This is a genomic window from Kitasatospora sp. NPDC101235, from assembly GCF_044767505.1.
GTDB lineage: Bacteria > Actinomycetota > Actinomycetes > Streptomycetales > Streptomycetaceae > Kitasatospora.
Genome location: NZ_JBIWNZ010000002.1, coordinates 123,445 through 144,824, shown reverse-complemented (window position 1 = coordinate 144,824; position 21,380 = coordinate 123,445). Strand labels below are relative to the sequence as shown.

The window sequence follows — 21,380 nt, the reverse complement described above, 5'->3', positions numbered from 1 at the left end:
TCGCGTCAAGGGGCAGGAGTCAGCCGGAGACCACGTAGCCCGCGTCCCGCAACTCTCCGACCACCAGCGCGCAGTGCTCCGGCCCCTTGGTCTCCAGGTGCAGGTCCACCTCGACCTCGGTCAGCCCCAGCCGCGGGTCGATCCGCACGTGCGCCACGTCCAGCACGTTGGCGTCCACCCTGGTCAGCACGCCCAGCAGGTCCGCCAGCGCGCCTGGCTTGTCCGCCAGCCGCACCCGCAGCGACAGGTAGCGCCCGGCCGCCGCCAGCCCGTGCCGCAGCACCCGCTGCATCAGCTGCGGGTCGATGTTGCCGCCGGACAGCACCGCCACCACCGGACCCTCGAAGGAGTCCGGCTGTTCCAGCAGCGCCGCGATCGGGGCCGCCCCGGCCGGCTCGACCACCAGCTTCAGCCGCTCCAGCCCCAGCAGCAGCGCCCGCGACAGTGCGTCCTCGGAGACCGTGCGGATGCCGTCCGCCAGCACGTTCACCACCTCGAACGGGATGTCGCCGGGGCGCCCGACCATGATCCCGTCCGCCATGGTGGCGAAGCGCTCCAGCGACACCGGCCGCCCAGCCGCCAGCGAGGGCGGGTACGCGGCCGCGCCGGCCGCCTGCACCCCGACCACCCGCACGTCCGGCCGCAGCGGCTTGACCGCCGCCGCGATCCCGGCCAGCAGTCCGCCGCCGCCCACCGCGACCAGGATGGTCCGCACCTCGGGGCACTGCTCCAGGATCTCCAGCCCGACGGTCGCCTGACCGGTGACCACGTCCCAGTGGTCGAAGGGGTGGATGAACACCGCTCCGGTCGCCTCCGCGTACCGCTGAGCGGCCTGGAGCGCCTCGTCCACGGTGGCGCCGTGCAGCCGCACCTCGGCGCCGTACTCACGGGTGGCCGCGACCTTCGGCAGCGGCGCCGAGACCGGCATGAACACCGTGGAGTGCACGCCCAGCAGCGAGGCCGCCAGCGCCACTCCCTGGGCGTGGTTCCCGGCGCTCGCCGCCACCACCCCGCCGGCCCGCTGCACCGGGGAGAGTCCCGCGATCCGCACGTACGCCCCGCGCAGCTTGAAGGACCCGGTGCGCTGGAGGTTCTCGCACTTCAGGTGGACCGGCGCACCGACCAGCCCGGAGAGGTGCCGACTGCCCTCCATCGGGGTCACCCGGGCGACCCCGGCAAGCATTTTCTGGGCGCCGCGGACGTCGTCGAGGGTGATCGGCCAGTTGTGCATGGCGCCAGACTACGGGCGCGGGCGGCGGCAATCCGGGATGCCGGGCCTGTTCCCGGGCCCGCCCGGCCCGCGTACGCTGCTGCTTCTGAGCCTCCCTCACCGCACGACGATCGTGAGCCGCGATGACGACGACCTCGCCCCAGGCCACCGACCGCACCGACCCCGTGCACACCCAACTCCAGTACCAGCTAGCGGTGTTCGCACGCCGCATGGAGCAGGTCCGGACCCCCGGCGGCGGGGTCGGGGCGCTGGACCGGGCCGCCTACCTGCTGCTCGACCGGCTGGAGCGGCACGGGCCGGCCAACGTCAAGGCGCTGGCCGAGGCGCTGGGCGTGGACTCCTCCACGGTGACCCGCCAGGTCGCCCCGCTGGTCGCGGCCGGACTGGTCGGCCGGGTGCAGGACCCGGCCGACCGCCGCGCCGTACGGCTCGCGCTGACCTCGCACGGCGCCGGCCGGCTCACCGAAGTCCGGGACGGCCGGGCCGAGTTGACCCGCCGCCTGGTGGCCGGCTGGCCGCCGGAGGAGCAGCGCGCGTTCTGCGCCCTGCTGGCCCGCTTCAACCTCGCGATGGAGTCGTACACGGCGGACCAGCAGGGGCAGTGAGGGGCCGCGGGGCCCCCGACGGCCTCAGCCCAGCGCCTGCTTGAGGTCGGCCAGCAGGTCGTCGATCGACTCGATGCCGACCGAGACGCGCACCAGGTCGGACGGCACCTCCAGCGGCGAGCCGGCCGCCGAGGCGTGGGTCATCCGGCCCGGGTGCTCGATCAGCGACTCGACACCGCCGAGCGACTCGCCGAGGGTGAACAGCTGCGCACGGTTGCAGACCTCGACGGCCGCCTCCTCGCCGCCGGCGACCCGGAACGAGACCATGCCGCCGAAGGCCTTCATCTGCTTGGCCGCGATGTCGTGGCCGGGGTGCTCGGGCAGGCCCGGGTAGAGCACCTGGCTGACCTTCGGGTGGCTCGCCAGCAGCTCGGCGACCTTCTCCGCGTTGGCGCTGTGCCGGTCCATCCGGACACCCAGCGTCTTGATGCCGCGCAGCACCAGCCAGGCGTCGAACGGGCCGGAAACGGCGCCCATCGCGTTCTGGTGGTACGCGACCTCCTCGCCGAGGCCCGCGTCGGCCAGCACCAGCGCACCGCCGACCACGTCCGAGTGGCCGCCCATGTACTTGGTGGTGGAGTGCACGACCGCGTCCGCGCCGAGCGAGATCGGCTGCTGGAGGTACGGGCTGGCGAAGGTGTTGTCGACCACCAGCAGCGCGCCGGCGCCGTGCGCGAGCTCGGCCAGCGCGGCCAGGTCGGTGATGCCCAGCAGCGGGTTGGACGGCGTCTCCACCCACACCGCACGGGTGTTGGGGCGCAGCGCCTCGCGGACGGTGGCCAGGTCCTGGGTGTTGGCGACGGAGAACTCGACGCCCCAGCGGGTCAGCACCTTGGCGAACAGCCGGAAGGTGCCGCCGTAGGCGTCGTTGGGGATCACGATGTGGTCACCCGGCTTGAGGATGGTGCGCAGCAGGGTGTCCTCGGCGGCCAGGCCGGAGGCGAAGGCGAGGCCGCGGGCGCCGCCCTCCAGCGCCGCGAGGCACTCCTCCAGCGCGGTGCGGGTCGGGTTGGCGCTGCGGCTGTACTCGTAGCCGCCCCGCAGGCCCCCCACCCCGTCCTGCTTGTAGGTGGACACCTGGTAGATCGGCGTGACGACGGCCCCGGTCTGGGGGTCTGCTTCCTGACCCGCGTGGATGGCGAGGGTCTCGAAGCCCTGAGGAAGCTGGTGCTGGGTCATGGGTCCGAGCCTAGTGTGCGAATGCCGTCAAGCCCGCACGAACCGGAAAGCAGTACGAACCCGCAGGTGGGAGCGGGGGTGCGGCGGGCCGAAACCGCGGTGCGCCGAGCCCCTGGCGACCGCTACGATCTCCACCCGTCGTACACATGTTCACCATGCAACAGTCGCGCGCCGCCCTGCCGTCGCGCCCCCGGGGAGGATCACCGCATGGGCGCGCCCCAGCGTTCCACTGGCATGAGCACATCCATCCGAGCCGTCACGGCCGTGGCCCTGCTCGTCGGCTTCTACCTGCTCGCCGTCGGCATCGTCGTGGGCCTGCTCGCCCTCGACATCGCCCTGTACCAGGCGTCGGACCACATGCGCCCGGGTCTGTTCAAGATCTGGGCGCTGACCGCCGTCATCGCCTACCCGGTGGTCCGGGTGGTGTTCCTGACCCGCCGCCGCAAGGACGACGGCGAGGTGCCCGGCGTGCTCCTCACCCGCGAGCAGCAGCCCGCCCTCTGGGCCGTGGTCGACCGGATCTCCGAGCGGACCGGCGTCCGCGGACCGGCCGAGATCCGGCTCGTGCCCGAGGTCAACGCGGGCGTGTACGAGGAGGCCAGGATGCTCGGCCTGGTCCCCGGCAAGCGGCACCTGGTCATCGGCGCCCCACTGCTGATCGGCCTCACCGAGGGCGAGCTGGAGTCCGTGCTGGCCCACGAGTTCGGCCACTACAGCAACCGGGACGTCCGGCTGGCCGCCGTCACGGTGGCCGGCCGCCGCGCCGTCCTGCACACCATCGGCGGGCTCCACCAGCGCGCCGACCAGCACCAGGCCACGGAGGCCGCCAAGCTGGCCGCCAAGGCCGAAAAGCGGCTGGCCAAGGGCCGCAAGCCGTCCGGCGAGCAGGCCTCCGGCGGCGTCGACCGGGTGCTCGCCAAGCTCTTCACCCTCTACGCCAAGCTCTACTTCCGGGTCTCCGAGGCGGTCGGCCGCCGCCAGGAGTACGCGGCCGACCAGGTCGCCGCCCAGATCGCCGGCCGGGACGCCACCGCCGCGGCGCTCCGCAAGATTCCGGTGCTGGACTCCGCGCAGGACTTCTACCTCGGCCGCTACGCCACCCTCGGCTGGGACGCGGGCCTGCTCCCGCCGCCCGGCCAGGTCTACGGCGGCCTGGCCCACCTGCTGACCGACCCGAAGCGCCGGCAGGAACTCGCCGAGTACGCGCTCGAACTGCCCGAGGAGCAGCCCGACCCGTACGACTCGCACCCGCCGATCGACCGCCGGGTCGCCGCGATCGAGGCGCTGCCCGACGACGGGCGCGGCCCCGGTGCCGCCGGCCCGGCCCTCGCCCTGCTGCACGACGCCGAGCGGGTGCTGACCGAACTGGAGGTCGTCTCCCTGATCCCCGAGGCGGCCCGCAAGCAGCGGGTCGAATGGCCCGAGCTGGTCCGCGGGGCGATGCTGTCGCACGCCCGCGAGGCGGCCGCCCCGGCGTACCGGGCGCTGACCGAGCTGGGCCTGCGGCCCACCGTCCACGGCCTGCTCGACGCCGTCGACGCCGGCCGGGCCTGGGAGTTCACCGACCGGCTGCCGAAGAGCGAGGAGGCCGCCGCGGCCACCGGCCGGGCCGCCCGCGAGTTCGCCCGCCCGGTGCTGCGCGAGGAACTGTCACACGCCACCGTCGTCGCACTGGCCGACGCCGGCCTGGCCCGCTGGGAGCTCTCCTGGTCCGGACCGGCCGAGCTCCACCTGCCGGACGGCTTCGAGGACGGCTTCGGGGCGGCCCTCGACGCCGCCTGCACGGACACCGCGGACACCGCGCCGCTGCGCGCGCTGCTCGCCGGGGCCGGCCTCCCGGCCGCCTGACCGCCTGACCCCGTCCACACGCGGAAGGAGCTCCCTTGATCGGCATCATCGTGCTCGTCGTCGTCGGCCTCGCCCTGCTGTTCCCGGTCGTCATGACCCGGCTGGCCAAGCGCAAGCTGGCGCAGCTGGAACGGGCCAAGGCGACCATCGCCCGCCACGAGGCGCGGCTCGCCGAGGAGAGGCGGGCGGCGAACACCATCACCCCCGCCGACCACGGGCTGCTCCTCGGCAGCGAGCTGGTCCCGTTCGGCGAGCCCGGCCCCGAGGAGGCGGCCGCGCTCGCCGCCGCGAAGGCCGGCGACTGGCGGCCGGTCGCCGCCCACCTCGCCGCTGACGGCACCCCCGATGTCCGCTGGCGGCGGCTGTACGAACCGGCCGACCTGGCGGCCGAGGACGACGCCTGGCTGCGCGCCTGGCGCGCGGAACGACCGCAGGACCCGACCGCCGCGCTGCTGCACGCGAACGCGCTGATCGGCCTGGCATGGAAGATCCGGACCAGCGCCCGGGCCAGCGAGGTCACCCGCGAGCAGTTCGAGGGCTTCCACCGGATCCTGACGGAGGCCGACGAGGCGTGCGCGAAGGCGGCCGAGCTCGCCCCCGACGATCCCAACCCGTGGGCCGCCCGGATCGGCGTCGCCATGGGCCACAACTGGTCCAACGACCGGTTCCGGCAGCTCTGGGCCGAGCTGACCGCGCGCGATCCGCACCACTGGGGCGCGCACAACCGGGCGCTGCAGTACTGGTGCGCGAAGTGGCACGGCAGCCACGAGCTGATGCACGCCTTCATCGACGAGGCGATCGCCGCCGCGCCGACCGGCAGTCTGCTCGCGCCGATCAAGCTGGAGGCGTACTGGGAGCAGTTCGCCCGGGACCGGGAGAAGCTCTCCGCCTGGCAGCGCCCGGAGGTCGGCGCCGCCCTGGACGCCGCACTCGCCGACCTCGCGGCCGCCGACCCCGACCACATCCGCACCACGTACACCCGCGGCTGGCTCGCGTACGCCCTGACCCGGGCCGGCCGGATGACCGAGGCGCTGGAGCAGTACCAGGCACTCGGCCGGTTCATCCCGCCGCCGTTCACCAACTTCAACGATCCCCGGCAGTCCTTCGTCGACCTGCGGATCGACGCGGTCCAAGGCGCCGTCGAGGCGGCCCGCTAGGAAGACCGGTCCGTACGGCCGCTCCCGGAATCCGGGGGCGGCCGTTCGCGTTGCACCCTGAGCCACCTTTCCCGACCCGCTGGAGCAGGCCGTGCTGTTCAACCGCCACAAGACCTCGCTCGTCCCCGCCGACCAGGCGCTGCCCGGTCGGCCGAGCCCGGGCTTCGCCCTGACCGAGCCGCACACCGTGCTCGGGCACCCGCTGACCGGTCCGTACCCGCAGGGCCTGGAGGTGGCCGACTTCGGACTGGGCTGCTTCTGGGGCGCCGAGCGCACCTTCTGGCGGCTGCCCGGCGTCTGGACGACCCTGGTCGGCTACCAGGGCGGCCACACCCCCAACCCGACGTACGAGGAGGTGTGCAGCGGGCTGACCGGGCACACCGAGGCGGTCCGGGTGGTGTACGACCCGGCGGTGATCTCCTACGAGCGCCTGCTGAAGACCTTCTGGGAGGCGCACGACCCGACCCAGGGCAACCGCCAGGGCAACGACGTGGGCACCCAGTACCGCTCCGCCGTCTACACCCACTCCCCCGCCCAGGCCGAGGCCGCGGCGGCCACCCGGGACGCGTTCCAGCCGTCCCTGACCGCGCTCGGTTACGGCCCGGTCACCACCGAGATCGCCCCGGCGGGCCCGTTCTTCCCGGCCGAGCCGTACCACCAGCAGTACCTGTCGGAGGCCAAGAACCCCAACGGGTACTGCGGTCTCGGCGGCACCGGCGCCTCCTGCCCGATCGGCGTGGCCCGCACCGAGGGCTGACCTTCCCCGGCGCCGGTCACAGCCGGTCCGGGACCTTCTCGTCGCTGCCGTCCGTCGCGAAGCCGGGAAGCGACGCCAGCAGGGCGCCCGTGGCGTCGTACACCCCGATCGCGGGGCTGACCGACGGCCGGTGGATGGCGGGGTCGCGCTCGGGCATCGGGGGCAGGACCACGTAGTAGCCGGTCCACCCCTGCATACCGGCGGTGGTGACCAGGGTGGCCGTGGTCGGAATGCCGTCCCGGTACGCGACGATCGTGCTCGGGGACGGGCCCAGGTAGTAGCTGGCGACGACCGCGGCGTCCTTGTTGCTGTACATCTGGGCCGCGACGTTGGGCTTGTCGTGGTCCAGGTTGTCGCTGCGCAGGTCCCAGCAGTTCGCGCCGGGGCTCCAGACCCCACCGGTCCGGACGTCCTGGCACTTCTCGGTCGGGGTGACCCACATCCGGAAGTTCTCGGTGATCTGGATCCTCTCCCCGGCGGCGACCCGCTTCACCGGGGAGAGCAGCAGCCTGGTCGGCAGCGGGGACGGGACGTAGCTGGGGGTGGCGGTCGCAGTGCCGGGCAGCTGCGTGGCCACCCCTGCCGAGGGGGTCATCACTGCTCCGGCCGACGGGGTCATCGCCGCCCCCGCCTCGCCCGCGATCCGCCCGACGTGCCGGGCGTTGCCGGCCGTCACCGCCGTCGCCCCGCAGACCAGGGCCACCGCGACCACGGCCGCCCCGGTCCCCGCTCTGCGCCTGGCCCGGCGGCGCCGGGCGGCGGCGATGATCGGCACCGGGTCCGGCCCGCTCGCGTACGGGTCCTCGTCCTTGAGCAGCCGGCCCAGCCGGTTCTCGAAGCTCATACCGTCACCTCGATGTGCGTCGTGGAACCCGCCACCCCGCCGGAGCGGTCGGCGAGTTGGGGTAGTGCGCGCAGCTTCGACATCGCCCGGTGCAGCGTGCTCTTCACCGTGCCCTGGGCGATGCCCAGTTCGGCCGCGACGGCGGCCTCGGTGAGGTCCCCGTAGTACCGCAGCACGACGACCGTCCGCTCCCGGCGGGTGAGGGTGCCCAGCGCCTGGTGCAGCAGGGCCCGTTCGGCCTGCCGTTCGGCGAGGTCCTCGGCGAGCGGCCGGTCGGGGGTGTGCTCGGTGGGCAGCTCGTGGTTGCGCAGCCGGCGCCACCAGTCGCGGTGCTGGTTGACCACGATCCGGCGGACGTACGCGCTCGGGTCGTCCCCGGTGATCCGGTGCCAGTTCAGGTAGGCCCGCTCCAGCGCGGACTGCACGATGTCCTTCGCCCGGTCCGGGTCGCCGGTCAGCAGCTCGGCCAGCCTCAGCAGTTGGCGACCGCTCCCGGCGACGAACGCGCTGAACTCGGCGTCCTGGCGCTGTCTCTGCTCGCGTTTCACACCCGTCCTACTCCTCGGGCGGACCGCGAGGTTCGGTCCGCCCGGAAAGTTTTTCCGGCTGGGGTGCGGAGCCGGGTCAGACGGCGCTGCCGGCCTTCCAGGCGGCCCAGCCCATGTTCCAGCCGTTCAGGCCGTTGTCCGGGGCCACCGTCTTGTCACCGGAGTTCACGACCTCGACCACGTCGCCGACCATCGAGGACTTGTAGAACTTGTAGCCGTCCGTGCCGGCGTCCTGGGCGCCCTTGGCGTCCTGGAGGCCGACGCAGCCGTGGCTGGTGTTCTGGCCGCCGAAGATCGACGGCGAGGACCAGTAGTTGCCGTGGATGAAGGTGCCCGAGGTGCTGAGGCGCTGGGCGTGCGGCACGTCCGCGATGTCGTACTCGCTGCCCAGGTTGACGGTCTGCGAGTTCATCCGGGTCTGGGTGTACTGCTCGGAGATCACCATCTTGCCGCCCCAGGTGGTGTGCTCGGGCGAGCCGCCGGAGATCTTGTAGACCGCGCTGACCTGGCCGTCCGTGGTGACGGTGAGCTTCTTGGCGGCGAGGTCGGCGACGCTGGTCTGGGCGCGGCCGATGGTGAAGCTCACGTCCTTGGACTGGGTGCCGTACACGCCCTTGGCGCCCTCGACGTCCTTGAGCCGGAGCTTGAGGGTGACCTTGGTGCCCTTGGCCCAGTACTCCTGCGGCCGGAAGTCGAGGCGGGTGCTGGAGAACCAGTGACCGACGATCTCGACGCCCGGCTCGGCTATCACCGTGATCGCCTGCTGGACGGTCTTGCGGTCGGTGATCGGCTTGCTGAAGTTGATCGAGACCGGCATGCCGACGCCGACCGTCGAGCCGTCCTCGGGGGTGAAGTAGCCGACGAAGGTGTTGGCCGGGGTCGCCGTGGTGAAGACGGCGTTGGAGTCCGCCTCCAGCTTGTCCTTGTCGAAAGCGGTGGCGGCGACGGTGTACTTGGTACCGCTGGCAGGGGCGGCGGCCGAGGTCCAGCCGGTGCCGTCGGCGGAGAGCTGGCCGGCCAGCTCCTTGCCGGTGGTGTCGGTGACCTTGACGCTGCTCAGGGTGCCGTTGGCGACGGTGACCTTGACCGGCTCGCTGAAGCTCGCCGAGGCGGCGCCGTCGGCCGGGACGACCGTGATGACCGCGGCCGAGGTCTTCGGGGCGCTGCTGCTCGCACCGCCGGAGCCCGGGGTGCCGTTCGCGCCGCCGGCGCCGCTGCCACCGGTGCCACTGCTGCTGGCGCTGCTGCTGTTGTCGTTGCAGGCCGCCAGCAGCAGGACGGGCGCTCCGATCAGTCCCGCGAGGACCCCGCGCCGGCTCCAGCTGCTTGCGGCCGCCCGCCCCTGACCGTCCCGTGCCGTCACGTCGCGTCTCCCTGTAGATCATCCCGGGCATTACGGATACAGAAACGCAATCCGCCCGTTCACGGTTCCATCACCGAAGGGTAAGCGATCGTATGAGATGACCCAACTTCCCGACGAACAGGGACAAAACGCCCGACCCGCAGGGCGGACCGGGCGTTCACGGGCGGTGACGGCGGACGCCGTCACCCGGTGGTTCCGTCCTACTCGGCGGAGTCTTCCACCCGGTACTCGTCCCACTCCTCGTCGTCCGGGTCGAACTCGGTCTGCGCCGACTCCCAGGTCGCCGAGGCGAGCTCCACCCCGGGCACCTCGCCGAGCAGCGCGACGGGGTCGATGAAGTGGGCGAGCGAACCCGACGGGTCCACCTCGATGGCCTCGACGGACTGGGCGCGCTCCTCGTCGTCGAGGTACTCGTCCGCGGTGACGGCCTCCAGGGCGGCCGCCTTGAGCGCGCCCTCGTCGGTGATCTCCGCGATGAGCTCGATCTTGACCCGGACGTAGCGCGGGGCGTCCTGGTCGGTCGTTTCAGTGCTGGTCATGCGTGCGAGCGTACGGGACGGCCACGCCCGGCGTGGCGCACGGGCGGCTGCCCGGAACACACCCCCGCGCGCCCGGCGCGAACAAGCCCGGACGGCGCGAACGGAAGGGGCCGGCCCCTCGGAGAAGGACCGGCCCCACCGTTCCCCCCGCGGACTCCCCCACCCGGGAGCCGCGGGGACACGCGCCGTGCGGCGCGGTGCTGCCGCGGGAGCCGCCGCACCCTGCCAGCCGGCCGGGGCCGGGCAGGGGCGGGACGACGGCGCCTCCCACGGCGGGAGGACACGGCGGCCGGGTCAGGGCCGCCCGACGTGTCCGGAGCCGACCGCGGTCGCCGGGGAGCCGCTCCCGGACGGTTGCCGTCGCCTCACTCGGCGTCCTGCCGTTGACGACCACGATGCCCGAGCCTTGTTAACCACGTGCTGCGGGCAGGTGACGCCGGTGTACCACTTCCCCCGTGGACGGATCCTCCGCATCCGCCCGCGGAAGGGCGGCAGCGCCGGTGACGTCGCGTCAGTGCTGGCCGCGGCCGGTCAGGAAGCCCAGCAGGTCCTGACGGGTGACGATGCCCTGGGGCTTGCCCTCGACCAGCACGACGGCCGCGTCGGCCTTCTCCAGCACGGTCATCAGGTTGGTGACGGTCTCGCCCGAGCCGACCACCGGCAGCGGCTTGGACATCACCTTGTCCAGCGTGTCGCTGAGCTCGATCTCCTTGGCGAAGATGCCCTCCAGCAGCAGCTTCTCCACCACCGAGCCGATCACCTCGCCGGCCATGATGTCCGGGTGGCCGGCGCCCGGGGAGACCACCGGCATCTGCGAGACGCCGTACTCGCGCAGCACCCGGACCGCCTCGGCGACCGTCTCGTTCGGGTGCATGTGGACGAACTGCGGGACGCCGCCCTGCTCGATGGACTCCTTGCGGGCCAGCACCTCGCCGATGTGCGCCTCGTCGGTGGAGGAGGGCAGGAAGCCGTAGTCGGCCATCCAGTCGTCGTTGAAGATCTTCGACAGGTAGCCGCGGCCGCCGTCCGGCAGCAGCACCACCACGACGTCGTCCGGCCCGAGGTCCTTGGCGACCTCCAGCGCGGCCACCACGGCCATGCCGCAGGAGCCGCCGACCAGCAGGCCCTCCTCCTTGGCCAGGCGGCGGGTCATCTGGAACGAGTCCTTGTCGGAGACGGCGACGATCCGGTCCGCGACGTTGCGGTCGTAGGCGGTCGGCCAGAAGTCCTCACCGACGCCCTCGACCAGGTACGGCCGGCCGGTGCCGCCCGAGTAGACCGAGCCCTCCGGGTCGGCGCCGATCACCTTGACCTTGCCGCCGGAGGCCTCCTTCAGGTAGTTGCCGGTGCCGGAGATGGTGCCGCCGGTGCCGACGCCGGCCACGAAGTGGGTGATCCGCCCCTCGGTCTGCTCCCACAGCTCCGGGCCGGTGGAGTGGTAGTGCGAGGCCGGGTTCTCCGGGTTGGAGTACTGGTCCGGCTTCCAGGCGTTCGGGGTCTCCCGGACCAGGCGGTCGGAGACGTTGTAGTACGAGTCCGGGTGCTCCGGGGCGACGGCGGTCGGGCAGACGACCACCTCGGCGCCGTACGCGCGCAGGGTGTTGATCTTGTCGGTCGAGACCTTGTCAGGACAGACGAAGATGCACTTGTAGCCCTTCTGCTGGGCCACGATCGCCAGGCCGACACCGGTGTTGCCGGAGGTAGGCTCGACGATGGTGCCGCCCGGCTTGAGGGCACCCGAGGCCTCGGCGGCCTCGATCATGCGCATCGCGATGCGGTCCTTGACCGAGCCGCCGGGGTTGAAGTACTCGACCTTCGCCAGCACTGTCGCGCTGATGCCCTCGGTGACCTTGTTCAGCTTGACCAGCGGCGTGTTGCCGACCAGGTCGATGATCGAGTTGTGGTACCGCACGGGGGTCCTCCCGGTCTGTGGGCATGCGAGTGCTTTCGGTACTGCAAAGCGTAGGGCGTGGCACCCGCCCCGCGACCCCCCTCTTGCCCACCTCCCCCAATGGCCCACCCCCACCGGCGCCTCCGGTACTCCCGCCCCGCGCGCGGGTAAGACCGCTGTGCAGGCATTGCCGTGGCCCCGGAGGGCCGGCAGGACCACGTGAAGGGGGCACCGGATGCCAGGGGCACGGGACTCGCGGGCCCGGGTGGCCCGCCGGATCGCCACGGCGGCGGCGTACGGCGGCGGCGGGCTCGGCCTGCTCGGGGTGGGCCTGGTCGGCCTGCTGCTGACCGAGAGCAAACTCGCCATCCAGGCCATCGGCGCCCTGGAGACCCTCCCGCCCAGGGCGGACGGCGTCTACGGCGAGGCCTTCGCCGACGGCTCCGCCGCCGCACAGGCCCCGCTCGTGCTGGCCGTCCTCGGCGACTCCACCGGCGCCGGCCTCGGCGTCGCCCGGGCCGGCGAGACCCCGGGCGCGCTGCTGGCCGCCGGCCTCGCGTCGGTGGCCGAGCGCCCCGTCCGGCTGGTCAACGCGGCCCGCTCCGGCGGCCGCTCGGCCGACCTCTCCGGCCAGCTGGAGCAGGCGCTGCCGCACCACCCGGACGTCGCCGTGATCATGGTCGGCGCCAACGACGTGACCCGGCACAGCCCGGCCCAACTGGCCGTCCGTCACCTCGGCGAGGCCGTCGCCGCCCTGCACGCCAACGGCTGCGAGGTGGTTGTGGGAACCTGCCCGGACCTCGGGACGATCAAGCCGGTGCGGCCGCCGCTGCGCTGGGTGGCCCGCCGGCTGAGCCGGCAGCTGGCCGCCGCGCAGACCATCGCGGTGGTGGAGGCGGGCGGCCGGACGGTCTCGCTGGGCTCGCTGCTGGGCCCGGAATTCGCCGCCCGCCCGGAGATGTTCGCCGCCGACCGCTACCACCCCTCCGCCCAGGGCTACGCGACCGCCGCGATGGCCGTGCTGCCCTCGGTCTGTGCCGCGCTCGGACTCTGGCCGGAGGAGGAGCGCCCGGCCACGGCCGCCCCGGGCGCCGCGGTGCTGCCGGTCGCCATGGCCGCCGCCGCGGCGGCCGGGCGGGCGGGCACCGAGGTGGCGGCCGTACCGGCGGAGGGCGCCGGGCGCCGCTGGGCCCAGTTGCGCCACCGGCTGCGGACAGGCCTGCCCGGCCCGGAGAACGGGAAGAAAGCCGGTACGGCCCCCGGCGGGGCCTCCGGGAACACGTCGGCCAGCTCACACCCTGCGGCGGGTGACGCCTGACCTACCAGGCGGTAACTTTCCTCCCGGACGCCAGGTCCGCCGTCACCGAGCGAGGAGCCCGCCATGCCCGAAGCCGTCATCGTCAGCGCCGCCCGTTCGCCGATCGGCCGGGCCTTCAAGGGCTCGCTCAAGGACGTCCGCCCGGACGACCTGACCGCCCACATCATCCAGGCCGCCCTGGCCAAGGTGCCGCAGCTGGACCCGCGCGAGATCGACGACCTGATGCTGGGCTGCGGCCTGCCCGGCGGCGAGCAGGGCCACAACCTGGCCCGCATCGTGGCCGTCCAGATGGGCATGGACTACCTGCCCGGCACCACCATCACCCGCTACTGCTCCTCCTCGCTCCAGACCACGCGGATGGCGCTGCACGCGATCAGGGCGGGCGAGGGCGACGTCTTCGTCTCGGCCGGCGTGGAGACCGTCTCGCGCAGCGTGAACGGCACCTCGGACGGCCTGCCGGGCACCATGAACCCGATCTTCGACGAGGCCCAGGCCCGCACCAGGAAGCGCGCGGAGGAGGGAGGCGGCGAGTGGCACGACCCGCGCGAGGACGGCCTGCTGCCGGACGCCTACATCGCGATGGGCCAGACCGCCGAGAACCTGGCCGCGCTCAAGGGCATCACGCGCGCCGAGCAGGACGAGTTCGGCGTCCGCTCGCAGAACCTCGCCGAGGCCGCCATCAAGGCCGGCTTCTGGGAGCGCGAGATCACCCCGGTGACGCTTCCGGACGGGACCGTGGTCAGCACGGACGACGGCCCGCGCGCCGGCGTCACCCTGGAGGGCGTGGCCGGCCTGAAGCCGGTGTTCCGCCCCGACGGCACCGTGACCGCGGGTAACTGCTGCCCGCTGAACGACGGCGCGGCCGCGCTGGTCATCATGTCCGACACCAAGGCCCGCGAGCTGGGCATCACCCCGCTCGCCCGGGTGGTCTCCACCGGTGTCAGCGCGCTCTCCCCCGAGATCATGGGCTACGGCCCGGTCGAGGCCTCCAAGCAGGCGCTCAAGCGGGCCGGCCTGACCATCGACGACATCGACCTGGTCGAGATCAACGAGGCCTTCGCGGCCCAGGTGATCCCGTCCTACCGCGACCTCGGCGTCGACCTGGACAAGCTGAACGTCAACGGCGGCGCGATCGCGGTCGGCCACCCCTTCGGCATGACCGGCGCCCGGATCACCACCACCCTGATCAACTCCCTGCAGTGGCACGACAAGCAGTTCGGCCTGGAGACCATGTGCGTCGGCGGCGGCCAGGGCATGGCGATGGTCATCGAGCGCCTCAGCTGACCCTCCGGTCACCCTCCGAAGGGTCTGGACCACCCATTTGGAGTGACACTGCGTAATTGAGGGCCGAATCACACCGCGAGGTCGATCCGGCCCTCTTTTCTGTCGTTTTCGAGCCGGAAATCGACACTGCGGAGCGGATCAACTCCACTGCGTAGAACGGTGTTACCTAACAATTTGGGGACAAGAGCGAAAGTCACGGACGAATTGGACATTCGCCACTGCGGTAACAGCCCCGCATGCGGCAGTGTGGACACGTAACCCCGTTCCGCTCCTCGCTAGGAGTACGTTCCGTGAGCGCCGTCTACACCATCCTGCTGCTGATCCTGATCACCGTGTCGACCGCCGTGCTGCTCCACCTCCGGGGACTGTCCCGCCGGCTGGACGCGCAGGCCGCGGCCCAGGCCGCGCCCGCGCCGGTGGACGAGGCCGCGATACGCCGGGCCGTCACCGAGGCGCTCGCCGCCGACCGTGAGCGGGAGATCACCGAGGCCCGGGCGTTCTGGGCCGAGCAGGAGGCCCGCGCGGCCGAGGACGCGCCGCTGTTCGACTCCCCGTTCTCCGGCACGTTCTCCGGCACCGACGAGTGGCCGCTCTTCTTCCCCCGCCCCACCGGCCCGCAGGACGCCGCCGACAACGCCGGGACGATGGACCCGGAGTTCGGCGAGGCGCTGCGCTCCGCGCTGGAGGACCTGATCGACGAGGGCGGCACCGCCCCCGCCGAGCCCGGCACCGAGGGCGGCGTGCCGCTGCGCCCCGGCCACCCGGTCGGCGAGACCGCCAAGGACGCCCGGGCCCGCCGCGAGGCCGACCTGCTGGCCACCGGCCTGGAGGCCGGACTGCTGGACGCCGACCCGGCCGTCGAGGAGGCCCCGGTCGCCGCGCCCGACCCGCGCCGCCACCCCTCGCACCCCGACTTCGTGCCCAGCCAGGCGTCGTCCCGGGAGTGGACCGACGGCCGGCTGGCCGCCCTCGCCGAGGAGGCCGTCGCCCTGATCGACGTCCGCCCGGGCCCGCTGGGCACCCTGGACGTGTACGCCTTCGCCGACGGCACCACCCTCTGCGTGGCCCCGGGCGACCGGGAGGCCGCCTACCGGCTGATCGACGCCGTCCGCGCCGGTGAACACGTCCGGCTGCTCGGCGGCTCGCGCTTCTCCGGCTCCTACTCGCTGACCTTCTCCACCGACGAGGAGGCCGTCTACGTGCTCGCCGACCGGGTGGTCGCCAGCATCTGACACCAGTTCACCGGCGCGCAGCACGCCGAAGGCCGGCCGGGTCAAGGGGTTACCGACCCGGCCGGCCTTCGGCGTTCCCGGACTCCGTCCGGCACCTCCGTGCCGCCCGTACGGGCGCTCGCGCACCGGCCGCTCCCCCACCGCCCGGCAGGGGCGTTCGCCCCCGCGCGCCGCTCGATGGTGAGCCCGCTCCGCCCGCTCAGCCGCAGAGCGCCGCCGTCTCCCGCACCGCGGCCACCGCTCCGGCCAGCACCTCGGCCGCCGCCACCGGCCCGTCCGGCAGCGCCACCTCCGCGCCCTCCGGCAGCGCCGCGAGCGCGGCCGCCAGGTCGTGCCCGGCGACGGCCAGCTGGTCCCCCACCGCGAAGGCCCCGGCGTCCGGGAACTCCCGCTGCGGCCCGCCCTCCGCCGCCAGCGCCAGCCCGGCCAGCCGACGGGCCAGCTCCAGCGCGGCCGCCGCCCGCGAGGCGTACCCGGGCACTGTGCCCAGCAGCTTGCTCTGCGGCAGCGAGCGGAAACGATCCGCCAGGGACTCGACGGCTTCGACCAGGGGCTCTACGTCATGCATGGGTAGGAGCGTAAGCGAGAAAGCCGCCGGGCCCCGGAGCGAGTGGCTCCGGGGCCCGGCGGCAGTGGTGCACAGCGGGACGGACCGTCAGTCGTCGCCGCGCAGGATCGCGATCAGCCGCAGCATCTCCATGTAGATCCAGACCAGCGACAGGGTCAGCCCGAAGGCGGCCCGCCACGACTCACGCTGCGGGGCGCCCTGGGCGATGGCCTCCTCGATCGCCGCGAAGTCCAGCGACAGGAAGAAGGCACCCAGACCGATGCCGACCAGGCCGACCACGATGCCCAGCGGGCCGGAGCGCAGCCCCATGTCGGCGCCGAAGGCCATGGCGACCATGTTGACCAGCATGAGCAGCACGAAGCCCATGGCGATCGCGATGCCGATCCGCTGGTAGCGCGCGGTGACCCGGATGCGACCGCTCTTGTAGGCGAACAGCATCGCCGCGAAGACCGCCGCCGTACCCAGCACCGCCTGGATCACGATGCCGTTCAGCACGGTGTTGAAGGCGTGTGAGATGGCGCCCATCGCGAAGCCCTGGAGGGCCGCGTACGTCAGTATCAGCGGCGGGCTCACACTGCGCTTGAAGGCGATGACCAGGTAGACGACGAAGGCGACGATCGAGGCGCCGGCGGCGTAGCCGTAGTTCTCGAACGGCAGCGCGAACCAGGCCACCGCACCGGCGGCGACCAGCGTCAGCAGCGTCATCGCGGTGCGGGCGACCACGTCGTCCAGCGTCATCCGCCCGGTGGCCGCCGGGCCGGCCGACGGCCCGTTGTACAGCTCGTAGAGCTGCTCGTCGGTCAGCGGGGGCTGACCCTGCGGCTGCTGGGCGTACGGCGTGCCCGCGTAGGGGTTGTTGCCGTTCGGGCTCCCGGCCTGCGCGGTGGTACCGAACCCCGCGTAGCCGGCGTCGCGGGTGAAGGACCCCTCCCGCGAGAAGACCGGGTTGCTGCTTCTCATTGCTCATTCCCTCCGTGGCGGCACTGCACCGCCCGTGCACAAGGGTAATGGCATGGCAAAAATTTCGGGATACGCCGCGAGGAGGATCCAGTGAACAACGTCCGGCGGGGACGCCGTCGCGCCCCCGCCGGACGATCGGTGCCCGGAGCCGGACTCGAACCGGCACGGCCTCGCGGCCAAGCAGTTTTAAGCTGCCCGTGTCTGCGTTCCACCATCCGGGCGTCTGCGAAACCACCCTGAGCCTAGTCGTCCGGCTCGCCCTTTCGCATGTTCCAAGCCCCGGAAGTTGTCATGTTTCCTTGCGATCTGACGACCTGTTCGGGATTCGGCCACGAAGGATATCCGTTCCGGCCATCCTCCTGCCTCAGGGTTCACGTCATACCGCAGGAGGAGAGGTCCACCCATCCCGTACGCCCAGCGGTGGTAGGGCCAACCGTCCGGCGGAGCGACGCAAGACCATGATCACGTCGCGGAACATGGAGGTACAAGTCCACCAGCACAAAAGGAGCCCCCCGTGACCACGTCGACCGCAACCGCCGTCCACACCGGCCTGGCGGCCGCCCGAGCCACCGGCCTGAACAAGGTCTACGGGGAGGGGGAGACCCGCGTCGTCGCCCTCGACAACGTCAGCGTCGTCTTCCCCCAGGGCGAGTTCACCGCCATCATGGGCCCGTCCGGCTCCGGCAAGTCCACCCTCATGCACTGCATGGCCGGCCTCGACACCGTCACCTCCGGCTCCTCCACCATCGGCGACACCGAGCTCGTCGGCCTCAAGGACAAGCAGCTCACCCAGCTGCGCCGGGACCACATCGGCTTCATCTTCCAGGCCTTCAACCTGCTCCCCACGCTGACCGCCCTGGAGAACATCACGCTCCCGATGGACATCGCCGGCCGCAAGGTCGACAAGGCCTGGCTCGACCGCGTCGTCGACACCGTGGGCCTGTCCGGGCGCCTCAGCCACCGGCCCTCCCAGCTCTCCGGCGGCCAGCAGCAGCGCGTCGCCTGCGCCCGCGCCCTGGCCGGCAAGCCCGACATCATCTTCGCCGACGAGCCCACCGGCAACCTCGACTCCCGCTCCGGCGCCGAGATCCTCTCCTTCCTGCGCAACTCCGTACGCGAACTCGGCCAGACCGTCGTCATGGTCACCCACGACCCGGTCGCCGCCTCCTACGCCGACCGCGTCGTCTTCCTCGCCGACGGCCGCATCGTCGACGAACTCCACAACCCCACCGCCGACACCGTCCTGGACCGCATGCGCCGCTTCGACGCCAAGGGCCGTACCAGCTGACACACCGGCAGCCGCAGCCCGCTCACCGACCCTCCCAGGACACCCCATGTATCGCACCGCACTGCGCAACGTGCTGGCCCACAAGGGCCGACTGCTGATGACGGCGCTGGCCGTCATGCTCGGCACCGCCTTCGTGGCCGGCACCATGGTCTTCTCCGACACCTTCGGCAAGGCCATGCGGGACAGCAACTCCAAGAGCTACTCGGACGTCTCGGTCCAGGTGGTGGACCGCGCGGCCGGTTCCTCCGCCTCCGCCCGGCAGAAGAGCGAGGGCGGCTCGGCCACCCTCACCGACGCCACCCTCCAGCAGCTGGCCGCCCTGCCGGGCACCGCCGGCGCCCGTGGCGTGGTCAGCGGCTTCACCGGCGTCGCCGACAAGAAGGGCACCCTGATCGGCCAGGTCTGGGCCGCCAAGGGTGCCAACTTCGCGCCGGGCCAGGACGGCAAGGACCCGCGCTACCCGATGGTCGAGGGCCAGGGCCCGAAGGCCGCCAAGGAGGTCGCGCTCGACCGCAAGACCGCCGACAAGGCCGGCTACAAGGTCGGCGACACCGTCCGGGTCGCCGCCAACGGCCCGGTCGTCGAGGCGAAGCTCACCGGCGTCTTCACCACCGACGACCCGGTGGTGAACACGGGCGGCACGCTCACCCTGTTCGACAAGGCCACCGCCCAGCAGACCCTGCTGGAGCCGGGCCGCTACAGCAGCATCGTGCTCACCGCCAAGCCCGGGACCAGCCAGGACGCTCTGCTCGCCCAGGCCCAGCCCACGATGCCGTCCGGCCCCCAGTTCGACGTCGAGACCGGCGCCAAGCTCAAGGCCGACGAGCAGGCCATGATCACCAAGGCCACCGACAGCCTGCGCACGATGTTCCTGGCCTTCGCCTGCATCTCGCTCTTCGTCGGCATCTTCATCATCGCCAACACCTTCACCATGCTGGTCGCCCAGCGCACCAAGGAACTGGCCCTGATGCGCGCCATCGGCGCCAGCCGCAAGCAGGTCACCCGGTCCGTGCTGATCGAGGCCCTGCTGATCGGCACTGTCTCCGCCGCGGCCGGTCTGCTGGCCGGCGTCGGGATCGGCGCCGGGATGCAGTCGCTGATCGGTGCGATGAACGAGAACATGCCGAACGGCTCGCTGGTGATCAAGCCGCTCACCATCGTGGTGACGGTCGTGGTCGGCATCCTGGTGACGGTCGCCTCGGCCCTGCTGCCCGCCATCCGCGCCTCCCGGATCGCCCCGGTGGCCGCGATGAGCAGCGGCGACCAGCCGGTCTCCCAGAAGAGCCTGGTGGTCCGCAACACGATCGGCTCGGTGCTCGCCGCCGGCGGCCTGGCGCTGATCGGCTACGGCGCCTCCACCGGCAACGACAGCGGCCGGATACCGGTCGCCCTGGGGGCCTTCCTGACCCTGATCGGCGTGTTCGTCCTGCTGCCGCTGCTCTCCCGTCCGGTCGTCGCACTGGTCGGCCCGCTGCTGCGCGGGCTCGGCGGCACCCCGGGCAAGCTCGCCCAGCAGAACGCGGTGCGCAACCCGCGCCGCACCGCCGCCACCGCCGCCGCGCTGACCATCGGTCTGACCCTGGTCACCGGCCTCACCGTGATCGGCGCCTCGGTCAACGACACCATCGACCGGGCCGTCACCAGCTCGATGAAGGCCGACTTCGTCGTCGGGGCCGCCAACGGCATGAGCCTGTCCGAGCAGGTGCCCGCCCAGATCGCCAAGGCCCCCGGGGTGGCCGCTTCCTCGGCGATGACCACCACCGACTGGAAGCTCAACGGCACCTACAAGACGATCAGCGGCCTGGACCCGGCCACCCTCGACCAGCTCGCCGACGTCGAGCTGACCAGCGGCTCCACCGCCGACTTCGGCAACGGCCGGCTGCTGCTCGACGAGGACGCCGCCAAGAAGCTGAACGCCACCACCGGCTCGGTGCTGAACGTGACCTTCCCGGACGAGTCCACCGGTCAGCTCACCGTCGGCGGCGTGTACAAGGCGGGCGGCGCGCTCGGCAAGGTCATGCTGGCCAACAGCGAGATCGCCAAGCACGAGCCCAAGCCATACGTCTCCGACGTCCTGGTCAAGGGCAAGGACGGCGCCACCGACGGCCTCAAGCAGGCGCTCAAGGACGCCACCGGGGCCAACCCGGTGATCGAGGTGAAGTCCCGGCAGGACATCCGGGACGGGTTCAGCCAGACCATCACCTTCGCGCTGAACGTGATGTACGGCCTGCTCGGGATGGCGGTCCTGATCGCGATCCTGGGCGTGGTCAACACGCTGGCGATGTCGGTCTTCGAGCGCAAGCGCGAGATCGGGATGCTGCGGGCGATCGGCCTGGACCGCGGAGGCATCAAGCGGATGGTCCGTCTGGAGTCCGTGCTGATCTCGCTGTTCGGCGCCGGCATCGGCCTGCTGCTCGGCTGCTTCATCGCCTGGGCGATCAACGGCACCCTGAAGTCCAGCCTCTCCGGCCTGACCACGGTCCTGCCGTACGGCCAGCTGGCGCTGTTCCTGGCGCTGGCCGGGGTGGTCGGCCTGGTGGCCGCGATCTGGCCGGCCCGCCGGGCGTCCAAGCTGGACATCCTGTCGAGCATCAAGACCGACTGACCGCTCCCCGGAACGAGAGAGGTCCCCTGCCGAAGGGTTTCGGCAGGGGACCTTCTACTTCTGTACTCCGCCCGGTCGCACGGCCGGCTGAGCACCACGGAGGTCGTGGTCCGGCAATGCTGCCGGGCGGAGAGCCTCCGACTCATACCCCGGTGCTCCCACA

At 72.3% G+C, this 21,380-nt stretch carries 18 protein-coding genes and 1 tRNA gene; 9 read left to right on the top strand and 10 right to left on the bottom strand.

Annotation, left to right across the window (positions count from 1 at the left end; genetic code table 11):
• Window positions 1-19 precede the first annotated feature (19 nt).
• Window positions 20-1,231, bottom strand: coding sequence for a threonine ammonia-lyase (gene ilvA, locus ACIRRH_RS04110; protein WP_403061447.1), 1,212 nt, complete (start codon window positions 1,229-1,231; stop codon window positions 20-22).
• A 122-nt stretch (window positions 1,232-1,353) separates the two neighbouring features.
• On the opposite strand from ilvA, the gene ACIRRH_RS04105 reads away from it, so the two are divergent.
• On the top strand, window positions 1,354-1,836 hold the full coding sequence (locus tag ACIRRH_RS04105) for a MarR family winged helix-turn-helix transcriptional regulator (protein WP_403061444.1): 483 nt from the start codon (window positions 1,354-1,356) through the stop codon (window positions 1,834-1,836).
• Window positions 1,837-1,860: 24 nt separating this feature from the next.
• Here ACIRRH_RS04105 and ACIRRH_RS04100 read toward each other — a convergent pair whose 3' ends face one another.
• Window positions 1,861-3,015: a cystathionine gamma-synthase gene (locus ACIRRH_RS04100; protein WP_224279810.1), complete on the bottom strand. Its 1,155-nt coding sequence runs from the start codon at window positions 3,013-3,015 to the stop codon at window positions 1,861-1,863.
• 234 nt (window positions 3,016-3,249) lie between these two features.
• Between ACIRRH_RS04100 and ACIRRH_RS04095 the strand changes: the two genes are divergently transcribed.
• The 3 genes from ACIRRH_RS04095 (at window position 3,250) to msrA (ending at window position 6,777) form a co-directional block, all read left to right on the top strand.
• Window positions 3,250-4,863: a M48 family metalloprotease gene (locus tag ACIRRH_RS04095; protein ID WP_403061440.1), complete on the top strand. Its 1,614-nt coding sequence runs from the start codon at window positions 3,250-3,252 to the stop codon at window positions 4,861-4,863.
• Window positions 4,864-4,898: 35 nt separating this feature from the next.
• Window positions 4,899-6,020 (top strand): hypothetical protein, encoded by a 1,122-nt coding sequence (locus ACIRRH_RS04090; protein WP_403061437.1) that lies wholly within the window; start codon window positions 4,899-4,901, stop codon window positions 6,018-6,020.
• A gap of 91 nt (window positions 6,021-6,111) precedes the next feature.
• Window positions 6,112-6,777: a peptide-methionine (S)-S-oxide reductase MsrA gene (msrA, locus tag ACIRRH_RS04085; RefSeq protein ID WP_403061434.1), complete on the top strand. Its 666-nt coding sequence runs from the start codon at window positions 6,112-6,114 to the stop codon at window positions 6,775-6,777.
• 16 nt (window positions 6,778-6,793) lie between these two features.
• Here the strand turns inward: msrA and ACIRRH_RS04080 are convergent, their stop codons facing one another.
• From ACIRRH_RS04080 to ACIRRH_RS04060, 5 genes are all read right to left on the bottom strand, one after another.
• Complete coding sequence (locus ACIRRH_RS04080; RefSeq protein ID WP_403061431.1) at window positions 6,794-7,621, bottom strand: hypothetical protein; 828 nt, start codon at window positions 7,619-7,621, stop codon at window positions 6,794-6,796.
• Window positions 7,618-8,169, bottom strand: coding sequence for a SigE family RNA polymerase sigma factor (locus ACIRRH_RS04075; RefSeq protein WP_224279788.1), 552 nt, complete (start codon window positions 8,167-8,169; stop codon window positions 7,618-7,620). Before ACIRRH_RS04075 ends, ACIRRH_RS04080 begins: the two co-directional genes overlap by 4 nt.
• 76 nt (window positions 8,170-8,245) lie before the next feature.
• Entirely contained in the window at window positions 8,246-9,532 is a 1,287-nt protein-coding gene (locus tag ACIRRH_RS04070; protein WP_403061428.1) for an Ig-like domain-containing protein, read from the bottom strand.
• A 200-nt stretch (window positions 9,533-9,732) separates the two neighbouring features.
• Window positions 9,733-10,071: a hypothetical protein gene (locus ACIRRH_RS04065; protein WP_224279784.1), complete on the bottom strand. Its 339-nt coding sequence runs from the start codon at window positions 10,069-10,071 to the stop codon at window positions 9,733-9,735.
• Window positions 10,072-10,582: 511 nt separating this feature from the next.
• Entirely contained in the window at window positions 10,583-11,983 is a 1,401-nt protein-coding gene (locus tag ACIRRH_RS04060) for a cystathionine beta-synthase (protein ID WP_403061424.1), read from the bottom strand.
• 214 nt (window positions 11,984-12,197) lie between these two features.
• Here ACIRRH_RS04060 and ACIRRH_RS04055 point away from each other — a divergent pair, with 214 nt between their 5' ends.
• The 3 genes from ACIRRH_RS04055 to ACIRRH_RS04045 all read left to right on the top strand — a co-directional run bounded on the left by ACIRRH_RS04055 (window position 12,198) and on the right by ACIRRH_RS04045 (window position 15,796).
• Entirely contained in the window at window positions 12,198-13,280 is a 1,083-nt protein-coding gene (locus ACIRRH_RS04055) for an SGNH/GDSL hydrolase family protein (RefSeq protein ID WP_403061421.1), read from the top strand.
• 63 nt (window positions 13,281-13,343) lie between these two features.
• Entirely contained in the window at window positions 13,344-14,564 is a 1,221-nt protein-coding gene (locus tag ACIRRH_RS04050) for an acetyl-CoA C-acetyltransferase (protein WP_403061418.1), read from the top strand.
• Between the two features lie 290 nt (window positions 14,565-14,854).
• Entirely contained in the window at window positions 14,855-15,796 is a 942-nt protein-coding gene (locus ACIRRH_RS04045) for a hypothetical protein (RefSeq protein ID WP_403061415.1), read from the top strand.
• Window positions 15,797-15,995: 199 nt separating this feature from the next.
• On the opposite strand, the gene ACIRRH_RS04040 is transcribed toward ACIRRH_RS04045, so the two are convergent.
• The 3 genes from ACIRRH_RS04040 to ACIRRH_RS04030 form a co-directional block, all read right to left on the bottom strand.
• Window positions 15,996-16,364: a hypothetical protein gene (locus tag ACIRRH_RS04040; protein ID WP_403061412.1), complete on the bottom strand. Its 369-nt coding sequence runs from the start codon at window positions 16,362-16,364 to the stop codon at window positions 15,996-15,998.
• Between the two features lie 87 nt (window positions 16,365-16,451).
• The gene (locus ACIRRH_RS04035; RefSeq protein WP_403061409.1) at window positions 16,452-17,324 is read right to left on the bottom strand and encodes a Bax inhibitor-1/YccA family protein; all 873 of its coding nucleotides are present in this window, start codon (window positions 17,322-17,324) and stop codon (window positions 16,452-16,454) included.
• A 139-nt stretch (window positions 17,325-17,463) separates the two neighbouring features.
• Window positions 17,464-17,545 (bottom strand) — tRNA-Leu (locus ACIRRH_RS04030).
• A 293-nt stretch (window positions 17,546-17,838) separates the two neighbouring features.
• On the opposite strand from ACIRRH_RS04030, the gene ACIRRH_RS04025 reads away from it, so the two are divergent.
• A complete protein-coding gene (locus ACIRRH_RS04025) occupies window positions 17,839-18,612 on the top strand; it encodes an ABC transporter ATP-binding protein (protein ID WP_403061406.1) in 774 nt (257 codons plus the stop codon).
• A gap of 46 nt (window positions 18,613-18,658) precedes the next feature.
• Window positions 18,659-21,217: an ABC transporter permease gene (locus ACIRRH_RS04020; protein WP_403061403.1), complete on the top strand. Its 2,559-nt coding sequence runs from the start codon at window positions 18,659-18,661 to the stop codon at window positions 21,215-21,217.
• Window positions 21,218-21,380 lie beyond the last annotated feature (163 nt).

Bases quoted from the DNA above. Each gene is read 5' to 3' on its own strand.
- ilvA (WP_403061447.1), bottom strand. From the start codon at position 1,231: ATGCACAACTGGCCGATCACCCTCGACGACGTCCGCGGCGCCCAGAAA.
- ACIRRH_RS04105 (WP_403061444.1), top strand. From the start codon at position 1,354: ATGACGACGACCTCGCCCCAGGCCACCGACCGCACCGACCCCGTGCAC.
- ACIRRH_RS04100 (WP_224279810.1), bottom strand. From the start codon at position 3,015: ATGACCCAGCACCAGCTTCCTCAGGGCTTCGAGACCCTCGCCATCCAC.
- ACIRRH_RS04095 (WP_403061440.1), top strand. From the start codon at position 3,250: ATGAGCACATCCATCCGAGCCGTCACGGCCGTGGCCCTGCTCGTCGGC.
- ACIRRH_RS04080 (WP_403061431.1), bottom strand. From the start codon at position 7,621: ATGAGCTTCGAGAACCGGCTGGGCCGGCTGCTCAAGGACGAGGACCCG.
- ACIRRH_RS04065 (WP_224279784.1), bottom strand. From the start codon at position 10,071: ATGACCAGCACTGAAACGACCGACCAGGACGCCCCGCGCTACGTCCGG.
- ACIRRH_RS04055 (WP_403061421.1), top strand. From the start codon at position 12,198: ATGCCAGGGGCACGGGACTCGCGGGCCCGGGTGGCCCGCCGGATCGCC.
- ACIRRH_RS04050 (WP_403061418.1), top strand. From the start codon at position 13,344: ATGCCCGAAGCCGTCATCGTCAGCGCCGCCCGTTCGCCGATCGGCCGG.
- ACIRRH_RS04040 (WP_403061412.1), bottom strand. From the start codon at position 16,364: ATGCATGACGTAGAGCCCCTGGTCGAAGCCGTCGAGTCCCTGGCGGAT.
- ACIRRH_RS04035 (WP_403061409.1), bottom strand. From the start codon at position 17,324: ATGAGAAGCAGCAACCCGGTCTTCTCGCGGGAGGGGTCCTTCACCCGC.
- ACIRRH_RS04020 (WP_403061403.1), top strand. From the start codon at position 18,659: ATGTATCGCACCGCACTGCGCAACGTGCTGGCCCACAAGGGCCGACTG.